This window comes from Pseudomonas sp. BIC9C (assembly GCF_034541995.1).
In the GTDB taxonomy this organism is placed as follows: Bacteria; Pseudomonadota; Gammaproteobacteria; order Pseudomonadales; family Pseudomonadaceae; genus Aquipseudomonas; species Aquipseudomonas fluorescens_CC.
Genome location: NZ_JAWDGM010000001.1, coordinates 645387 through 662134, shown reverse-complemented (window position 1 = coordinate 662134; position 16748 = coordinate 645387). Strand labels below are relative to the sequence as shown.

Below are 16748 nucleotides of genomic sequence, written 5' to 3'. Positions count from 1 at the left end.
TCATTTTTTCGCGGTTGAGGGGCGCTAAGCCCTTGTTTTCTCGGGGGTGGCAGGGTGATGGCATTTTTTTTCAAAAAAGCCCTCAAGCAACCTGCCAACCCGACGATAACTATTACGAAGGTTCTCTAGGCCATACCCGGCGGTTGCCAGGGCCGGAAGCCGCAGTACCCAACCAACGAGGAATTCGTCATGGCTTTAACTGTAAATACCAACACCACGTCGCTGGGCGTTCAGAAAAACCTGAACCGTGCTACCGATGCACTTTCGACCTCGATGCAGCGCCTGTCTTCCGGCCTGAAAATCAACAGCGCCAAGGACGACGCCGCCGGCCTGCAGATCGCAACCCGCATGGCTGCACAGATCCGTGGTGGTACCCAGGCAATCCAGAACGCCAACGACGGTATCTCCGTTGCCCAGACCGCTGAAGGCGCTCTGCAAGCTTCGACCGACATTCTGCAGCGTATGCGTGAACTGGCTGTTAAAGCACGTAACGGTACCAACAGCACTGCTGACCAGACCGCTACCAACTCCGAATTCGCTCAGATGTCTGACGAGATCACTCGTATCTCTGCTTCCACCAACCTGAACGGCAAAAACCTGCTGGACGGTACGGCTGGTACCATGCAACTGCAAGTTGGCGCCAACACTGGCTCGGCCAACCGCATCGACCTGGTGCTGAGCTCCAAGTTCGACGCCGTATCCCTGTCCGTAGGCAGCGGTACTGTTGTTCTGACCGGTGCGACTTCCGCTACCCTGTCTGCCAACATCGACAACGCGATCACCGCGATCGACGCTGCTCTGGCATCGATCAACGCCACCCGCGCAAACCTGGGTGCTTCGCAGAACCGTCTGACCAGCACCATCTCCAACCTGCAGAACATCGTGGAAAACACCACTGCTGCACAAGGCCGTGTACAAGACACCGACTTCGCCGCAGAAACCGCGAACCTGACCAAGCAGCAAACCCTGCAACAGGCTTCCACCTCGGTTCTGGCCCAGGCCAACCAACTGCCTTCCGCTGTACTGAAGCTGCTTCAGTAATTTCGGAATGAGTTTGAGCGGGGGAGTGTGCTTGTCACGCTCTCTCGCTTTTTACGTTAAGAGGTGATGGGCATGGAGATGAGCGTAAAGCTTGGCGTGTCTTATCCGGCTCCCCAGCCAGCGAGCACTGTCTCGGATAAAGCGCCGGAAAAGCCTGAAGCCGCCAGCGTGACTCCAGCGGCGGACAAGAAGCTGGATGCGGATGACACTCACCTGAAGCACGCGGTGCAGCAGATCGAAAAATTTGTGCAGTCGATCAAGCGCAATCTGGAGTTCTCGATAGACGAGCAATCCGGAAAGGTCGTCGTCAAGGTGATTGCAAGCGAAACGGGCGAAGTCGTGCGACAGATCCCCTCCGCAGAGGCCCTCAAGCTGGCAGAAAGCCTGAGCAATGCGAGCCACGTATTGTTCGACGCTAAGGTTTGATAGCTGGCATGAATCGTGTCTGTACGTTCTTTGGCGCAGGTATTGGTCAAAAGAGTGGCAGCAACCTGAAGGGAGACGCAAAATGGCAAGTCCAATTTTACCGGGTTCGGGCTTAGGCTCTGGCCTGAATATCGGTGATATCGTCACTGCGCTGGTCAACGCCGACAAATCGGCGAAGCAGACGCAGATCGATACCCAGACCAAAACCAACACGCTGAAGATTTCCGGTGTCGGTTCCTTGAAAAGCGCATTGACGGCCTTTCAGACGGCGCTGACCAATCTCGGTAGCAATACCAATCCTGCGTTTGCGGGCTTTACCGCCACTTCGGGTACCCCGTCGATTCTGGGTGCAACCTCCGACAACACCGCAGTTGCCGGTTCCTACAGCGTTGTTGTGAACAACCTGGCCACCAGCTCGAAAGTAGCCAGTGCTTCTTTTGCCGGCGGTGCCGCCAGTGCCATTCCGAGTGGTACTCTGAAAATCAGTCAGAATGGCACTGATTACGATGTCACGATTCCAGCCAATGCGACCTTGCAGAGCACTCGGGATGCCATCAACTCTGCGCAGGCGAGTAATGGTATTTCTGCCAACATCGTGACCGACAGCAGCGGTGCGTCGCGACTGGTGATCAGTTCCAGCAAGACCGGCGCGGGTTCCGACCTTGTGGTCAGCGGTATCGCCGGCCTTGCAATCGACGGTACGCAACCGATGGGTGCCAACCCTTCTGCTTCCAGTTCGGGGGCGGTCAACGGGGTGGCGGTGGATGCGTCGCTGACCATCGATGGTCTGGCAGTGACCAGCAAGAGCAATACGGTTACCGGCGCCGTCAGTGGCCTGACCCTGAACCTGACGTCCGCGAGCCCGGGTACACCGCCGGCTGCTGCGACCGTCACCGTGGCGACCAACACCACCGGTTTGCAAACATCGATCCAGTCGTTCGTCGATTCCTACAACACCCTGATGAACACCATCAATTCCCTGACCAAGGCGACAGCGGATGCCGATGGCAACCTGACGGTTCAGGCGGCGTTTACCGGTGACTCGATGTCGCGCACGCTGATTTCCGATATCCGCAGCGTGCTGACGGCTCCCGGGGCGGGCGGTCCATTGGCGGTGCTGTCGCAGATCGGCGTGATGACAAACGAGAAAACCGGCAACCTGGCGTTCGACACGACGGCGTTCAACAAGACGATGTCCACCGGCGGTATGAGTGGCCAGGTGCAGCAGTTGTTCAGCGGAACCAACGCGACCAACGGCCTGCTGGCGCGCATGGGCACTGCAATCAAGCCTTATGTGCAGGCCGGTGGCTTGCTCGATCAGCGCAATAGCAACCTGCAGAGCGTGAGCAAGAATCTTTCGAATCAGCAGTCGGCATTGGACTTGCGTGTCGCGAACATGACCAAGACGCTGACCGCCAAATACAACGCAATGGACCTTCTGGTCGGGCAAATGAAAGCGACGGCGACTAGCATCACTTCGTTCTTCACGTCCTTGAACGCCCAGAAGTCCAACAGCTAGTCATGAGCTGACGACAAAAACCCGGCTACGCATTTTCGCGTGTGCCGGGTTTTTGTCTTTTGCTCTAAAGTTTTCTGGTTTGTGGACGATACACTGCTCATACGAGTCATTGTGGTAATGAGGTAGAACATGAATCCAATGTTAGCCCTTCGGCAGTATCAGAAAGTGGGCGCGCACGCCCAGACGTCCGAAGCGAGTCCGCATCGTTTGGTGCAAATGCTCATGGAAGGTGGCCTGGACCGTATCGCTCAGGCCAAAGGCGCCCTGGAACGCAAGGACATTCCCGGCAAGTGTGTGTCGATCAGCAAGGCGATTGGCATCATCGGTGGCTTGCGTGAAGGCCTGGATCTTGAAAATTGCGCCGATGCCGTGGGCGAGCTCGACAGTCTTTACATCTATATGATGAAGCGCCTGGCCGAGGCGAACATCAGCAGCGACCCGAAGATTCTCGATGAGGTTGCGGGGCTGCTTCGCACGGTGAAAGAAGGCTGGGACGGCATTGCTGAGCCAGGTCCGCAGTTCTAGGGAGATCGCCATGAGTCTTGTATTGCAGCGAATAGAACAAACCCGTGAAGCGCTGGTCGGTGCCTTGGCCGAGCGCGACTGGGAGGCCATCGGTCAATTGGACCTGGATTGCCGTTCGTGCATGGAAGACGTCTTGAGCGAGGCTTCGCTGGATGAAGAAGTTCTGCGCAGCAATCTTGAGGAGTTGCTGTATGTCTACAAGCAGCTGCTTGAGGTGGCGATGGGGGAGAGGCAGGCGATAGTCGATGAAATGTCTCAGATCCAGCAAGCGCGGAACGCGGCAAAGGTTTACCATCTGTTTGGTTAGTTAACCTCAAGTTAATCCAGACATGTGCGCCATAAATTTGACTGTGCACGTTTTTTTGACTTAACTAGTGGCTGGTTCCAGATTTCAGTCGTCTTCAGGCACAACGTGTCTGCAAGCGTCTAGCTTGCCCCAGCATTTTGGGCATTGAGTTGACTAGGGAAGTTGCTATTGCATGTGGCGTGAAACCAAAATTCTGCTGATCGATGACGATAGCGTCCGCCGCCGCGACCTGGCGGTGATCTTGAATTTTCTCGGCGAAGAAAATTTACCCTGCGGTAGCCATGACTGGCAGCAGGCTGTCGGCTCATTGTCGTCAAGTCGTGAAGTAATCTGTGTCCTCATCGGGACGGTCAATGCTCCTGGTGCACTTCTGGGCTTGCTTAAGACACTCTCGACCTGGGATGAGTTCCTTCCGGTTTTGTTAATGGGCGATAATTCTTCCATTGACCTGCCGGAAGACCAGCGTCGCCGAGTGCTTTCGACCCTCGAAATGCCACCCAGCTACAGCAAGTTGCTCGATTCGCTGCACCGTGCCCAGGTCTATCGCGAGATGTACGACCAGGCCCGCGAGCGCGGTCGTCATCGCGAACCTAATCTTTTCCGCAGCCTTGTCGGCACCAGCCGGGCGATTCAACACGTCCGTCAGATGATGCAGCAAGTCGCCGATACCGATGCCAGCGTGCTGATCCTCGGTGAGTCCGGCACCGGCAAGGAAGTGGTTGCGCGCAACCTGCATTACCATTCCAAGCGCCGCGAAGCGCCGTTCGTGCCGGTCAACTGCGGGGCGATCCCGGCCGAGTTGCTGGAAAGCGAATTGTTCGGTCATGAGAAGGGCGCCTTCACCGGGGCGATCACCAGCCGCGCCGGTCGATTTGAACTGGCCAATGGTGGCACCCTGTTCCTCGATGAAATCGGCGACATGCCGCTGCCGATGCAGGTCAAGTTGCTGCGCGTATTGCAGGAGCGCACCTTCGAGCGTGTGGGCAGCAACAAGACCCAGAGCGTCGACGTGCGCATCATTGCAGCGACCCACAAGAATCTCGAAAGCATGATCGAGATCGGCACCTTCCGCGAAGACTTGTACTACCGCCTGAATGTGTTCCCGATCGAGATGGCGCTGCGCGAGCGCGTCGAAGACATTCCGTTGCTGATGAACGAGCTGATCTCGCGCATGGAGCACGAGAAGCGCGGTTCGATCCGTTTCAACTCGGCGGCGATCATGTCGCTGTGCCGGCATGGCTGGCCGGGTAACGTCCGCGAGCTGGCCAACCTGGTGGAGCGCATGGCGATCATGCATCCGTACGGCGTGATCGGTGTGGCCGAGTTGCCGAAGAAGTTCCGCTACGTCGACGATGAAGACGAGCAGATGGTCGACAGCCTGCGCAGCGATCTGGAAGAGCGCGTGGCCATCAATGGTCATACGCCGGACTTCACCGCCAACGCCATGTTGCCTCCCGAGGGCCTGGACCTGAAGGACTACCTCGGCGGTCTGGAGCAAGGGTTGATTCAGCAGGCGCTGGATGATGCCAATGGCATTGTGGCGCGCGCGGCCGAGCGGCTGCGTATTCGTCGTACCACGCTGGTGGAAAAGATGCGCAAGTACGGCATGAGCCGTCGTGATGGAGACGAACAGGCAGATGATTGACGCCTGTTTTTCAACCCATTCATTTACAAGAAGTTTTTTTTAGGCACGGGTATTGCTACGTCCCTCGCAACGTTCCGTTTCACTGACGGTCAGCCAAGCGAGAGAGCACAATGCCCCAAGCCGCCCAGATGTCTCCTGTCCCTGATGCTTCGCGGCAACCGTCGTCCGTAGAGCAGGCGAGTCGGCTGGGCCTTGAGCAGGCATTCGCGCTGTTCAATCAGATGTCCAGTCAGTTGACCGATTCCTACAGCATGCTTGAAGCCCGGGTAACCGAGCTCAAGGGTGAATTGGCGGTGGTCAGTGCTCAGCGCATGCAGGAGCTGGCGGAAAAAGAACGCCTGGCCAACCGCCTGCAAAACCTCCTTGATCTGTTACCCGGTGGTGTCATCGTCATTGACGCCCAGGGCATCGTGCGCGAAGCCAATCCGGCGGCGTGCGAATTGCTGGGTTTACCGCTGGAGGGTGAACTGTGGCGCCACGTCATTGCTCGCTGTTTTGCGCCGCGCGAAGACGATGGTCATGAAGTCTCCCTCAAGGATGGTCGGCGTCTGTCGATCGCCACGCGCTCGCTGGACGCCGAGCCCGGCCAGCTGGTGTTGCTCAATGACCTGACTGAAACCCGCCACCTGCAGGATCAACTGGCCCGTCATGAGCGCCTGTCGTCGCTGGGGCGCATGGTCGCTTCACTGGCTCATCAGATTCGCACGCCGTTGTCCGCCGCGCTGCTGTACGCCAGCCATTTGACCGAGCAGGAGCTGCCGGTCGCTACCCAGCAGCGCTTTGCCGGGCGCCTCAAGGAGCGCCTGCACGAGCTGGAGCACCAGGTGCGCGACATGCTGGTGTTCGCCCGGGGCGAGTTGCCGCTGACCGATCGCGTGACGCCCGGTCAACTGATGCAGTCGTTGCAAGCGGCCGCGCTGACCCACGTGCAGGATCTGCCGATCCGCTGGCAGTGCGACAGTCACTCGGGGGAGTTGCTGTGCAATCGCGACACGTTGGTCGGAGCGATCCTCAATCTGATCGAGAACGCCATTCAGGCCAGCGCCGGTCAATTGCGCCTCAAGATTCATCTCTACACCCGCGGCAACAACCTGCACCTGTGCGTCAGTGACAGTGGCTCCGGTATCGATGCCGCCGTTCTGGCGCGATTGGGCGAACCCTTTTTCACCACCAAGACCACCGGCACGGGTCTTGGCCTGACCGTGGTCAAGGCAGTGGCGCGTGCTCATCAGGGAGAGATGCAGCTGCGTTCGCGGCTCGGTCGCGGCACTTGCGCGCAGGTGATCCTGCCGTTGTTCAGCAGTGCTCAAGGGGCGGAGTGACGCACATGGGTATCAAGGTTTTACTGGTCGAGGACGACCGCGCGTTGCGCGAGGCACTGGCTGATACGCTATTGCTCGCGGGGCACGATTACAAGGCAGTGGGGTCGGCCGAAGATGCGCTTGCTGCTGTCGGCAGCGAGGCGTTCAGCCTGGTGATCAGCGACGTCAACATGCCGGGCATGGACGGCCACCAGTTGCTCGGCATGCTGCGAGTGCGGCAGCCGCAGTTACCGGTGTTGTTGATGACGGCTCACGGCGCTGTCGAGCGTGCGGTCGATGCGATGCGCCAAGGGGCGGCGGATTACCTGGTCAAGCCATTCGAGCCCAAGGCGTTGCTCGATCTGGTAGGGCGTCATGCCCTGGGCAGTCTCGGCTTGACCGAAGGCGAAGGACCGGTAGCGTTCGAGCCGGCGAGCGCGCAGCTACTCGAGTTGGCGGCGCGGGTCGCACGCAGCGACTCCACTGTGCTGATCTCGGGTGAGTCGGGCACGGGCAAGGAAGTGTTGGCGCGTTACATCCATCAGCATTCTCATCGCGCCCATCAGCCATTTATTGCGATCAACTGCGCGGCGATCCCGGACAACATGCTCGAAGCGACCTTGTTCGGTCACGAGAAGGGTGCCTTCACCGGCGCCATTGCTGCGCAAGCCGGCAAGTTCGAGCAGGCCGACGGTGGCACCATTCTGCTCGATGAAATTTCCGAAATGCCCCTGGGGCTCCAGGCCAAATTGCTGCGCGTGCTGCAAGAGCGCGAGGTCGAAAGGGTTGGGGCGCGTAAACCGGTCACGCTGGACATTCGTGTGGTTGCGACTACCAATCGTGACCTTGCGGGTGAAGTGGCGGCGGGGCGCTTTCGCGAGGATCTTTATTATCGCCTGTCGGTGTTTCCTCTGGCCTGGCGCCCGTTGCGCGAGCGCACCGCCGACATCCTGCCGCTGGCCGAGCGTCTGCTGGCCAGGCACGTCAATAAAATGAAGCATTCGCCTGCCAGATTGTCGCCCGAGGCTCAGGTGTGCCTGATCGGTTATCCGTGGCCAGGTAACGTGCGTGAGCTGGACAACGCGATTCAGCGTGCGCTGATTTTGCAGCAGGGTGGTTTGATCCAGCCGCAGGATTTCTGCCTGGCGGGGCCGGTGGCTTGCGCTCCATTGCCGGCGTTGGCGCCGGCACCGGTGCGTCCTGTGGAAGTCGAGGCCGAGTCGGCCGGTGCGCTGGGCGATGACCTGCGTCGCCGTGAATTCCAGATGATCATCGATACCTTGCGCGCCGAGCGCGGTCGTCGCAAAGAGGCGGCCGAGCGCCTGGGCATCAGCCCGCGAACCCTGCGTTACAAGCTGGCGCAGATGCGCGATGCCGGCATGGATGTGGAAGCCTATCTCTTTGCCACCTGATCCCTGGTTCCAATACCTGGGCCTGTAGGAGCGTGCTTGCTCGCGATGGTCGTTAACGATAACGCGGGGCGTCAGGATAAACGCGGCGTTCTTTAGTTCATCGCGAGCAAGCTCGCTCCTACGGGGGCTAGTGGCGATGAGAGGGGCTTTTGTGAAACTTGGCCATGGAGCTGGCACCCTTGTTGCTAACACCTCACTACCCGCCGAGTGAGTGTCAAAAAATTGCGGGTCGTCAAAGAGAGAAACCATGAGCCAAGGTATTGAATTCAATCGGTTGATGCTGGATATGCGCGCCATGCAAATGGATGCCATGTCTGCGCCGAAATCGACGGCCGTCCCTGAAGTGGCGGGCAGCAGTTTTTCCGACATGCTCGGCCAGGCCGTCAATAAAGTGAACGACACCCAACAGGCTTCCACTCAGTTGGCCAGCGCCTTCGAAATCGGCAAAAGCGGCGTCGACCTGACAGACGTGATGATTTCCTCGCAGAAGGCTAGCGTGTCATTCCAGGCATTGACCCAGGTGCGCAACAAGTTGGTTCAGGCTTACCAAGACATCATGCAGATGCCGGTTTAAAGGACGAGATTGAGTCATGGCAGAAGCAGTCGCCGATAACGTTCCGGCCAAGGCCACTCCAATAGACGGCAAGCCGCCGCTGTTCGGATTGTCCTTCCTGGAAAACCTCTCCGAGATGACCATGTTGCGTCAGGTGGGCCTGTTGGTCGGCCTGGCGGCGAGCGTGGCGATTGGCTTTGCCGTGGTGTTGTGGTCCCAGCAGCCGGACTACCGGCCTCTGTACGGCAGCCTTGCCGGCATGGACGCCAAGCAGGTCATGGATACCCTGGCCTCCGCCGATATTCCGTACACCGTCGAACCCAATTCCGGTGCCTTGCTGGTCAAGGCCGATGACCTGTCCCGTGCGCGGCTCAAGCTCGCAGCCGCTGGTGTCACTCCCAGCGACGGCAACATCGGTTTTGAAATCCTCGACAAGGAACAGGGGCTGGGCACCAGCCAGTTCATGGAAGCGACCCGCTATCGTCGCGGCCTCGAAGGCGAACTGGCCCGCACCATTTCCAGCCTGAACAACGTCAAGGGTGCCCGTGTGCACCTGGCGATCCCGAAAAGTTCGGTGTTCGTGCGCGACGAGCGCAAGCCAAGTGCTTCGGTTCTGGTTGAGCTGTACTCCGGTCGCTCGCTGGAGCCAGGCCAGGTCGTCGCCATCATCAATCTGGTGGCAACCAGCGTTCCCGAACTCAGCAAGTCGCAGATCACCGTGGTCGACCAGAAGGGCAACCTGCTGTCGGATCAGGCGGAAAACTCCGAACTGACCATGGCCGGCAAGCAATTCGACTACAGCCGCCGCATGGAAAGCATGCTCACCCAGCGCGTGCACAACATCCTGCAGCCGGTACTGGGCAACGATCGCTATAAAGCCGAAGTGTCCGCGGATGTGGACTTCAGTGCGGTCGAGTCGACTTCCGAGCAATTCAACCCGGATCAACCGGCGTTGCGCAGCGAGCAGTCGGTCAACGAACAACGCACCGCCAGCAATGGTCCGCAAGGCGTGCCGGGTGCCCTGAGCAACCAGCCGCCGTCGCCGGCCTCCGCGCCGCAAACCACCGGTGGTGCGACCGCGTCGGCCGGCATGGTGCAGCCAGGCCAGCCACTGATCGACGCCAACGGCCAGCAAATCATGGACCCGGCCACCGGTCAGCCGATGCTCGCACCGTACCCGGCGGACAAGCGTCAGCAATCGACCAAAAACTTCGAGCTCGACCGTTCCATCAGCCATACCAAGCAGCAGCAGGGCCGATTGAATCGCCTGTCGGTGTCGGTGGTGGTCGATGACCAGGTCAAGATCAACCCGGCCAACGGCGAAACCACCCGTGCGCCATGGAGCGCCGATGAGTTGGCGCGCTTCACTCGCCTGGTTCAGGATGCGGTCGGCTTCGATGCCAGCCGTGGTGACAGTGTCAGTGTGATCAACATGCCGTTCTCCGCCGAGCGCGGTGAAGTGATTGCCGATATTCCGTTCTACTCCCAGCCCTGGTTCTGGGACATCGTCAAGCAAGTGCTGGGTGTGCTGTTCATTCTGGTGCTGGTGTTCGGTGTGCTGCGTCCGGTGCTCAACAACATCACTGGCGGCGGCAAAGGCAAGCAGTTGGCCGGCATTGGCAGCGACGTCGAGTTGGGTGGCATGGGCGGCCTGGACGGCGAGCTGGCCAACGACCGCGTCAGCCTCGGCGGCCCGACCAGCATCCTGCTGCCGAGCCCGAGCGAAGGCTATGACGCACAGTTGAACGCAATCAAGAGTCTGGTGGCAGAAGACCCGGGTCGTGTGGCCCAGGTCGTGAAAGAGTGGATTAACGCAGATGAGTGATAACCGAGCCGTTGCCGCCAAACTGTCCAAGGTCGACAAGGCCGCAATCCTGTTGCTGTCCCTGGGCTCCACCGACGCGGCCCAGGTGCTGCGTCACATGGGCCCCAAAGAGGTTCAGCGCGTGGGTGTGGCCATGGCCCAGATGGGGAATGTGCACCGCGAGCAGGTCGAGCAGGTGATGAGCGAGTTCGTCGATATCGTCGGCGACCAGACCAGCCTGGGCGTCGGCTCCGACGACTATGTGCGCAAAATGCTCACCCAGGCCCTGGGCGAAGACAAGGCCAATGGCCTGATCGACCGCATCCTGCTCGGTGGCAACACCAGCGGCCTCGACAGTCTGAAGTGGATGGAGCCGCGCGCCGTCGCCGACGTGATCCGTTACGAGCACCCGCAGATCCAGGCGATCGTGGTGGCGTATCTCGATCCGGACCAGGCCGGTGAAGTGCTTGGCAACTTCGACCACAAGGTGCGGCTGGACATCATCCTGCGAGTCTCCTCGCTGAACACCGTACAGCCTGCGGCCCTGAAAGAACTCAACCAGATTCTCGAGAAGCAGTTCTCCGGTAACTCGAATGCCTCGCGCACCACCCTGGGTGGCATCAAGCGTGCGGCGGACATCATGAACTTCCTCGACAGCTCGATCGAAGGCCAGCTCATGGACTCGATCCGCGAAGTCGACGAAGACCTGTCCGGTCAGATCGAAGACCTCATGTTCGTCTTCAACAACCTGGCCGATGTCGACGATCGCGGGATCCAGGCGCTGCTGCGCGAAGTGTCCTCCGATGTGCTGGTGCTGGCCCTCAAGGGTTCGGACGAAGGCGTCAAGGAGAAGATCTTCAAGAACATGTCCAAGCGTGCGGCCGAACTGTTGCGCGACGACCTGGAAGCCAAGGGCCCGGTGCGCGTCAGCGACGTGGAAACCGCGCAGAAGGAAATCCTCACCATCGCCCGCCGTATGGCCGAAGCCGGAGAAATCGTTCTCGGCGGCAAGGGCGGCGAGGAAATGATCTAACACCATGGTCAAGAATGATGATGCACCCACTGACCTGATCCGGGCCAGGGATGTCAGTGGCTTCGATACCTGGGCGTTGCCCAGTTTCGACCCGCCGGAACCCGAGCCGGAACCGGAGCCTGAACCCGAGCCGCCGGAGATGGAGGAAGTGCCGCTGGAGGAAGTCCAGCCACTGACCCTCGAAGAGCTCGAAAGCATTCGCCAGGAAGCCTATAACGAAGGCTTCGCGGTGGGTGAGAAAGAAGGATTCCACAGCACCACGCTCAAGGTCCGCCAGGAAGCTGAAGTGGCCCTGACGGCCAAGATCGCGGCGCTGGAGCAACTGATGACGCACCTGTTCGAGCCCATTGCCGAACAGGACACCGAGATCGAAAAGTCTATGGTCGACCTCGTGCAGCACATCACCAGGCAGGTGATCCAGCGCGAACTGGCCATCGACTCCACGCAGATCGAACACGTCATGCGCGAAGCGCTGAAGCTGTTGCCGCTGGGCGTGGGCAATGTGCGGCTGTACATCAATCCGCAGGATTTCGAACAGGTCAAAGCCCTGCGCGAGCGCCATGAAGAAACCTGGCGCATCGTCGAGGACGAAGCGCTGTTGCCTGGCGGATGTCGGGTCGAGACCGAACACAGCCGCATCGACGCCACGGTCGAAACCCGTGTCGCGCGGGTGATGGACAAGCTGTTCGATCAGTTGCACGAGCAGGCATTGCACCCGGCTGCGCCGGACCTGAGCCTTGAACTGCCAATCGAAGGCAAGCCTGCGGTCGCTCCGGCTCCGGATGTTCCCGATGCGCCTTGAACGCACCAGTTTCGCCAAGCGCCTGGGCAGCTACGCCGAGGCCACGGGGCTGGAGGGCGCACCGATCCTCGAAGGCCGCCTGCTGCGCATGGTCGGCCTGACCCTCGAAGCCGAGGGCCTGCGCGCCGCCATGGGCAGCCGCTGCATGGTCATCAACGACGACAGCTATCACCCGGTGCAGGTTGAAGCCGAAGTAATGGGCTTCTCCGGCAGCAAGGTCTTTCTGATGCCGGTCGGCAGTGTCGCCGGCATTGCGCCCGGTGCCCGGGTGGTGCCCTTGGCCGATACCGGTCGCCTGCCCATGGGCATGAGCATGCTCGGACGGGTGCTCGACGGTGCCGGTCGTGCCCTGGACGGCAAGGGCGGGATGAAGGCCGAAGACTGGGTACCCATGGATGGCCCAACCATCAACCCGCTCAAGCGCGAGCCGATCAGTGAGCCGCTGGACGTGGGCATCCGTTGCATCAACGGCATGTTGACCGTCGGTCGCGGCCAGCGGCTCGGCCTGTTTGCCGGTACCGGTGTCGGTAAATCGGTGTTGCTGGGGATGATGACGCGCTTTACCGAGGCCGACATTATCGTCGTCGGGCTGATCGGTGAACGGGGTCGTGAAGTCAAGGAATTCATCGAGCATATCCTCGGTGAAGAGGGGCTCAAGCGTTCAGTGGTCGTGGCGTCCCCGGCGGACGATGCGCCGCTGATGCGACTGCGCGCTGCCATGTATTGCACACGCATCGCCGAGTATTTCCGCGACAAGGGCAAGAACGTTCTGTTGCTGATGGATTCCCTGACCCGATTCGCTCAGGCCCAGCGGGAAATCGCCCTGGCCATTGGCGAGCCGCCGGCGACCAAGGGCTATCCGCCGTCGGTATTCGCCAAGCTGCCGAAACTGGTGGAGCGGGCGGGTAACGCGGAGAAGGGCGGTGGTTCGATCACCGCGTTCTACACCGTGCTGTCCGAAGGCGACGACCAGCAGGACCCGATTGCCGACTCGGCGCGGGGCGTGCTCGACGGGCACATTGTGCTGTCCCGGCGACTGGCCGAGGAAGGGCATTACCCGGCCATTGATATCGAGGCATCCATCAGTCGGGTGATGCCGGCGGTGGTATCGCCGGAACACATGACCCGTGCGCAGTATTTCAAGCAGTTGTGGTCGCGCTATCAGCAGAGCCGGGACCTGATCAGTGTTGGCGCCTATGTCGCCGGTGGAGATCGGGAGACCGATCTGGCGATCTCCCTGCAACCGCAATTGGTCAAATACCTGCGTCAGGGCCTCAACGACAGCATCAGCCTGGGCGAAAGCGAAGCGTATCTCGCCTCGATCTTCGCGCCCGCGGCAGGCGGTTAAGCGGTCATGGCCCAGAGTCGGGCAGGAAGGCTGGCGCCCGTGGTGGAAATGGCCGAAAAGGCCGAGAAAACCGCGGTCCAGCGCCTGGGGCACTTTCAAGGACAGGTTCGCCTGGCGGAAAGCAAGCTCGCCGACCTTGAAGCCTTCCGTCTCGACTATCAGGAACAATGGATCGTACGCGGCAGCGGCGGTGTCTCGGGCCAATGGTTGCTGGGCTATCAGGGCTTTCTTGCGCAACTGGGCACGGCCATCGACCAGCAGCGGCAAAGCCTGGTCTGGCATCAGAATAACCTCAACAAAGCCCGGGAAACCTGGCAGCAGGCGTTTGCCCGGGTCGAAGGTTTGCGCAAGCTGGTACAGCGTTATGCCGATGAGGCGCGGGCGCTTGAAGACCGGCGCGAGCAGAAGTTGCTGGATGAATTATCCCAGCGCCTGCCACGGCAGGATCACTTGTAGGAGCGAGCTCGCTCGCGATGAACCTGTGAGCGCACGGGGATGTCAGGTGTACAGCGATAGCGATCCGACAGCCACCACAACCTCCCGCCTTGCTCCAACCTCTACCAAATGCTAAACCTTGTGCAAGCGGGTTTACCAATGACAAGGAAGCCATGAAATGTCAGTCGTTACAGAAGTCTCTCCGGATGGGCAAAAACTGACGATATCGGTCAAGGGACGATTCGATTTTGCCAAGCATCAGGAGTTTCGTCAGTCCTACGAAGATAAACAGCTATCGGCAGTTGTGGTCGACCTGAAAGACGCCACTTACCTCGACAGCTCGGCCCTGGGCATGCTGCTTCTGCTGCGTGATCATGCCGGTGGCGACAACTCCGATGTGCGCGTCGTCAATAGCAGTACCGACGTGCGCAAGATCCTCGCCATCTCCAACTTCGACAAGCTGTTCGACATCAGTTGATTGCCATGCAGCCACTGGAGCCGCTGACGATCCTGATTGCCGAGGACAGCGCCGCCGATCGCCTGCTGTTGTCGAGCATCTTGCGCCGCCAGGGGCACGAAGTGCTGACGGCGGCCAACGGTGAAGAAGCGGTCGAGGCGTTTCGCCAGCAATCACCGCATCTGGTGTTGATGGATGCGCTGATGCCGGTCATGGACGGTTTCGAGGCAGCCCGGCAAATCAAGGCCCTGGCCGGGGAAACCCTGGTGCCGATCATCTTCCTCACTTCCTTGTCCGAAAGCGAAGCGCTGGCCCGTTGTCTGGAGGTCGGCGGTGACGACTTTCTGGCGAAACCGTACAACCAGGTGATTCTCGCAGCCAAGATCAAGGCGATGGATCGCTTGCGGCGCTTGCAGGACACGGTGCTGCAACAGCGTGACCAGATCGCCCGGCACCACGACTACCTGCTCAATGAGCAGCGTGTGGCCAAGGCCGTTTTCGACAAGGTGGCGCATTCCGGCTGCCTGAATGCCGCTCCGAACATCCGTTATCTGCAATCGCCCTATGCGCTGTTCAACGGCGACCTGTTGCTGGCCGCGTTCACGCCGGCCGGAGACATGCACGTACTGCTGGGCGACTTCACCGGCCACGGTCTGCCGGCGGCAGTGGGGGCCATGCCCCTGGCCGAAGTGTTTTACGGGATGACGGCCAAGGGCTATGGCCTGGCGGAAACCCTGCGTGAGATGAATGCCAAGCTCAAGCGCATCCTGCCGGTGGACATGTTCTGCTGTGCCACGTTGCTGTGCCTGAGTTTCCAGCGTCGTTCGGTGGAAGTCTGGAACGGTGGAATGCCGGACGGTTACTTGCATTGCATTGCCAGTGGCGAGCGAACGCCTCTTCCGGCGCGGCACCTGCCCTTGGGTGTGCTGACTCCGGAATCCTTCGATGAGCGCACTGATGTGTTTCCCATGGCGCTCGGAGATCGGGTTTTCCTGTTGTCCGATGGGGTGATCGACACCTGCGACGCCAATGATCAGTTGTTTGGCGAGCAGCGATTGCAGCAGGTGTTTGCCGCCAACTGTCAGCCAGATGCGCTGTTCGAAGAAATCGAGCAGGCGCTTCGCGATTTCGGCGGAGAGAACCGCGACGATGTCAGCATGGTCGAAATCAGCCTGCTGGAGCCGGCGCAGATCACTCCGCCAACGTTGATCTACTCCGACAGCGGCCAGTCCTGTCCGCTGGACTGGTCGGTGAGTTTCGAATTTCGCGCCGCCACGCTCAAGCGTTTCAATCCATTGCCCTATCTGTTGCAGTTGCTGCTGGAGGTTCATGGCCTTCGGGCTCAGAGCGGTGCGCTCTACAGTGTGCTGGCGGAGCTCTACTCCAATGCGCTGGAGCATGGCGTGCTGGGGCTGGATTCGAGCCTCAAGCGCGATGCCTCGGGTTTTGCGCGATATTATCAAGAGCGCAATGCGCGGCTGGACGAGCTTCAGGAAGGCTATGTGCGGCTACATTTGCAGGTGGCGCCAACAGACGACGGCGGTTGCCTTAGCATTCACATCGAAGACAGCGGCAAGGGTTTCGATGTCGAACGGGTGATGCAAAGACCGCTGGATGACATCCGCCTGTCGGGACGTGGGGTCAGCCTGATCCGCCAGTTGGGACGTAATGCCCGCTGGACCGACGATGGTCGAAGTGCACGCGTGGAGTTTATCTGGGAGGCTCTGGCATAATCCGCGCATTCTTGATCAAGGAGTGAGCAAGTGGACGACACACATGTGGATCGCAGCGTGCTGAGTACATTGCAGGAAGTGATGGAAGATGGCTATCCGGATCTGCTGGATATCTTTCTTGCCGACTCCGAAGAGCGCCTGAAAGTCCTGAGAGCAGCTGACAGTGCCGCACTGCTCGTTGAAACCGCCCATAGCTTCAAAGGCAGCAGCAGCAATATGGGCGCAGTCAGGCTGACCGAGCTCTGCCATCGACTCGAGCAGCAGGCCAGTAGTTCGCCATGCACTGGCGTTCAGGAACTGGTCCGCGAAATCGACCGCGAGTTCGCCGCTATCCGGCCTCTGTACGAGGCTGAACGACAGCGTTGCCCGGCAAAAATCTGAGCATGCGCTGCATTTGGTCTCCTTCG

Annotated in this window: 17 protein-coding genes; all 17 read left to right on the top strand. The window is 60.0% G+C overall.

Annotated elements, in window-relative coordinates; translation table 11 throughout:
- Positions 1-189: 189 nt before the first annotated feature.
- The 17 genes from RS887_RS03270 (at position 190) to RS887_RS03190 (ending at position 16722) form a co-directional block, all read left to right on the top strand.
- Complete coding sequence (locus RS887_RS03270) at positions 190-1041, top strand: flagellin domain-containing protein (protein ID WP_111280493.1); 852 nt, start codon at positions 190-192, stop codon at positions 1039-1041.
- Positions 1042-1113: 72 nt separating this feature from the next.
- Positions 1114-1467, top strand: coding sequence for a flagellar protein FlaG (locus tag RS887_RS03265; protein WP_322614358.1), 354 nt, complete (start codon positions 1114-1116; stop codon positions 1465-1467).
- Between the two features lie 82 nt (positions 1468-1549).
- On the top strand, positions 1550-2986 hold the full coding sequence (gene fliD / locus RS887_RS03260) for a flagellar filament capping protein FliD (protein WP_322614357.1): 1437 nt from the start codon (positions 1550-1552) through the stop codon (positions 2984-2986).
- A 129-nt stretch (positions 2987-3115) separates the two neighbouring features.
- The gene (gene fliS / locus RS887_RS03255) at positions 3116-3511 is read left to right on the top strand and encodes a flagellar export chaperone FliS (RefSeq protein ID WP_111280499.1); all 396 of its coding nucleotides are present in this window, start codon (positions 3116-3118) and stop codon (positions 3509-3511) included.
- A gap of 10 nt (positions 3512-3521) precedes the next feature.
- Positions 3522-3818 carry a hypothetical protein gene (locus RS887_RS03250; RefSeq protein ID WP_015096255.1) on the top strand — a complete coding sequence of 99 codons (297 nt, stop codon included), beginning with the start codon at positions 3522-3524 and terminating at the stop codon, positions 3816-3818.
- 172 nt (positions 3819-3990) lie between these two features.
- Positions 3991-5463, top strand: a complete 1473-nt coding sequence (locus tag RS887_RS03245; RefSeq protein ID WP_322614356.1) for a sigma-54 dependent transcriptional regulator — start codon at positions 3991-3993, stop codon at positions 5461-5463.
- Positions 5464-5591: 128 nt separating this feature from the next.
- Positions 5592-6785 (top strand): sensor histidine kinase, encoded by a 1194-nt coding sequence (locus RS887_RS03240; RefSeq protein ID WP_322615250.1) that lies wholly within the window; start codon positions 5592-5594, stop codon positions 6783-6785.
- Between the two features lie 5 nt (positions 6786-6790).
- Positions 6791-8176 (top strand): sigma-54 dependent transcriptional regulator, encoded by a 1386-nt coding sequence (locus RS887_RS03235; RefSeq protein ID WP_322614355.1) that lies wholly within the window; start codon positions 6791-6793, stop codon positions 8174-8176.
- 247 nt (positions 8177-8423) lie between these two features.
- Positions 8424-8750, top strand: coding sequence for a flagellar hook-basal body complex protein FliE (fliE, locus tag RS887_RS03230; RefSeq protein ID WP_008021337.1), 327 nt, complete (start codon positions 8424-8426; stop codon positions 8748-8750).
- A gap of 16 nt (positions 8751-8766) precedes the next feature.
- Positions 8767-10554 (top strand): flagellar basal-body MS-ring/collar protein FliF, encoded by a 1788-nt coding sequence (gene fliF / locus RS887_RS03225; protein ID WP_322614354.1) that lies wholly within the window; start codon positions 8767-8769, stop codon positions 10552-10554.
- Positions 10547-11566: a flagellar motor switch protein FliG gene (gene fliG / locus RS887_RS03220; RefSeq protein WP_007983391.1), complete on the top strand. Its 1020-nt coding sequence runs from the start codon at positions 10547-10549 to the stop codon at positions 11564-11566. The genes fliF and fliG overlap by 8 nt, the downstream gene beginning before the upstream one ends.
- A 4-nt stretch (positions 11567-11570) precedes the next feature.
- On the top strand, positions 11571-12368 hold the full coding sequence (gene fliH, locus RS887_RS03215; protein ID WP_322614353.1) for a flagellar assembly protein FliH: 798 nt from the start codon (positions 11571-11573) through the stop codon (positions 12366-12368).
- Positions 12358-13716 carry a flagellar protein export ATPase FliI gene (gene fliI / locus RS887_RS03210; protein ID WP_007975340.1) on the top strand — a complete coding sequence of 453 codons (1359 nt, stop codon included), beginning with the start codon at positions 12358-12360 and terminating at the stop codon, positions 13714-13716. The genes fliH and fliI overlap by 11 nt, the downstream gene beginning before the upstream one ends.
- 6 nt (positions 13717-13722) lie before the next feature.
- Positions 13723-14172, top strand: coding sequence for a flagellar export protein FliJ (gene fliJ / locus RS887_RS03205; RefSeq protein ID WP_322614352.1), 450 nt, complete (start codon positions 13723-13725; stop codon positions 14170-14172).
- 157 nt (positions 14173-14329) lie between these two features.
- A complete protein-coding gene (locus tag RS887_RS03200) occupies positions 14330-14629 on the top strand; it encodes an STAS domain-containing protein (protein ID WP_322614351.1) in 300 nt (99 codons plus the stop codon).
- 5 nt (positions 14630-14634) lie between these two features.
- A complete protein-coding gene (locus RS887_RS03195) occupies positions 14635-16341 on the top strand; it encodes a fused response regulator/phosphatase (protein WP_322614350.1) in 1707 nt (568 codons plus the stop codon).
- A 30-nt stretch (positions 16342-16371) separates the two neighbouring features.
- The gene (locus tag RS887_RS03190) at positions 16372-16722 is read left to right on the top strand and encodes an Hpt domain-containing protein (protein WP_322614349.1); all 351 of its coding nucleotides are present in this window, start codon (positions 16372-16374) and stop codon (positions 16720-16722) included.
- Positions 16723-16748 lie beyond the last annotated feature (26 nt).

Coding starts and splice junctions, on each gene's coding strand:
- RS887_RS03270 (WP_111280493.1), top strand. CDS start 190: ATGGCTTTAACTGTAAATACCAACACCACGTCGCTGGGCGTTCAGAAA.
- RS887_RS03265 (WP_322614358.1), top strand. CDS start 1,114: ATGGAGATGAGCGTAAAGCTTGGCGTGTCTTATCCGGCTCCCCAGCCA.
- fliD (WP_322614357.1), top strand. CDS start 1,550: ATGGCAAGTCCAATTTTACCGGGTTCGGGCTTAGGCTCTGGCCTGAAT.
- fliS (WP_111280499.1), top strand. CDS start 3,116: ATGAATCCAATGTTAGCCCTTCGGCAGTATCAGAAAGTGGGCGCGCAC.
- RS887_RS03250 (WP_015096255.1), top strand. CDS start 3,522: ATGAGTCTTGTATTGCAGCGAATAGAACAAACCCGTGAAGCGCTGGTC.
- RS887_RS03245 (WP_322614356.1), top strand. CDS start 3,991: ATGTGGCGTGAAACCAAAATTCTGCTGATCGATGACGATAGCGTCCGC.
- RS887_RS03240 (WP_322615250.1), top strand. CDS start 5,592: ATGTCTCCTGTCCCTGATGCTTCGCGGCAACCGTCGTCCGTAGAGCAG.
- RS887_RS03235 (WP_322614355.1), top strand. CDS start 6,791: ATGGGTATCAAGGTTTTACTGGTCGAGGACGACCGCGCGTTGCGCGAG.
- fliE (WP_008021337.1), top strand. CDS start 8,424: ATGAGCCAAGGTATTGAATTCAATCGGTTGATGCTGGATATGCGCGCC.
- fliF (WP_322614354.1), top strand. CDS start 8,767: ATGGCAGAAGCAGTCGCCGATAACGTTCCGGCCAAGGCCACTCCAATA.
- fliG (WP_007983391.1), top strand. CDS start 10,547: ATGAGTGATAACCGAGCCGTTGCCGCCAAACTGTCCAAGGTCGACAAG.
- fliH (WP_322614353.1), top strand. CDS start 11,571: ATGGTCAAGAATGATGATGCACCCACTGACCTGATCCGGGCCAGGGAT.
- fliI (WP_007975340.1), top strand. CDS start 12,358: ATGCGCCTTGAACGCACCAGTTTCGCCAAGCGCCTGGGCAGCTACGCC.
- fliJ (WP_322614352.1), top strand. CDS start 13,723: ATGGCCCAGAGTCGGGCAGGAAGGCTGGCGCCCGTGGTGGAAATGGCC.
- RS887_RS03200 (WP_322614351.1), top strand. CDS start 14,330: ATGTCAGTCGTTACAGAAGTCTCTCCGGATGGGCAAAAACTGACGATA.
- RS887_RS03195 (WP_322614350.1), top strand. CDS start 14,635: ATGCAGCCACTGGAGCCGCTGACGATCCTGATTGCCGAGGACAGCGCC.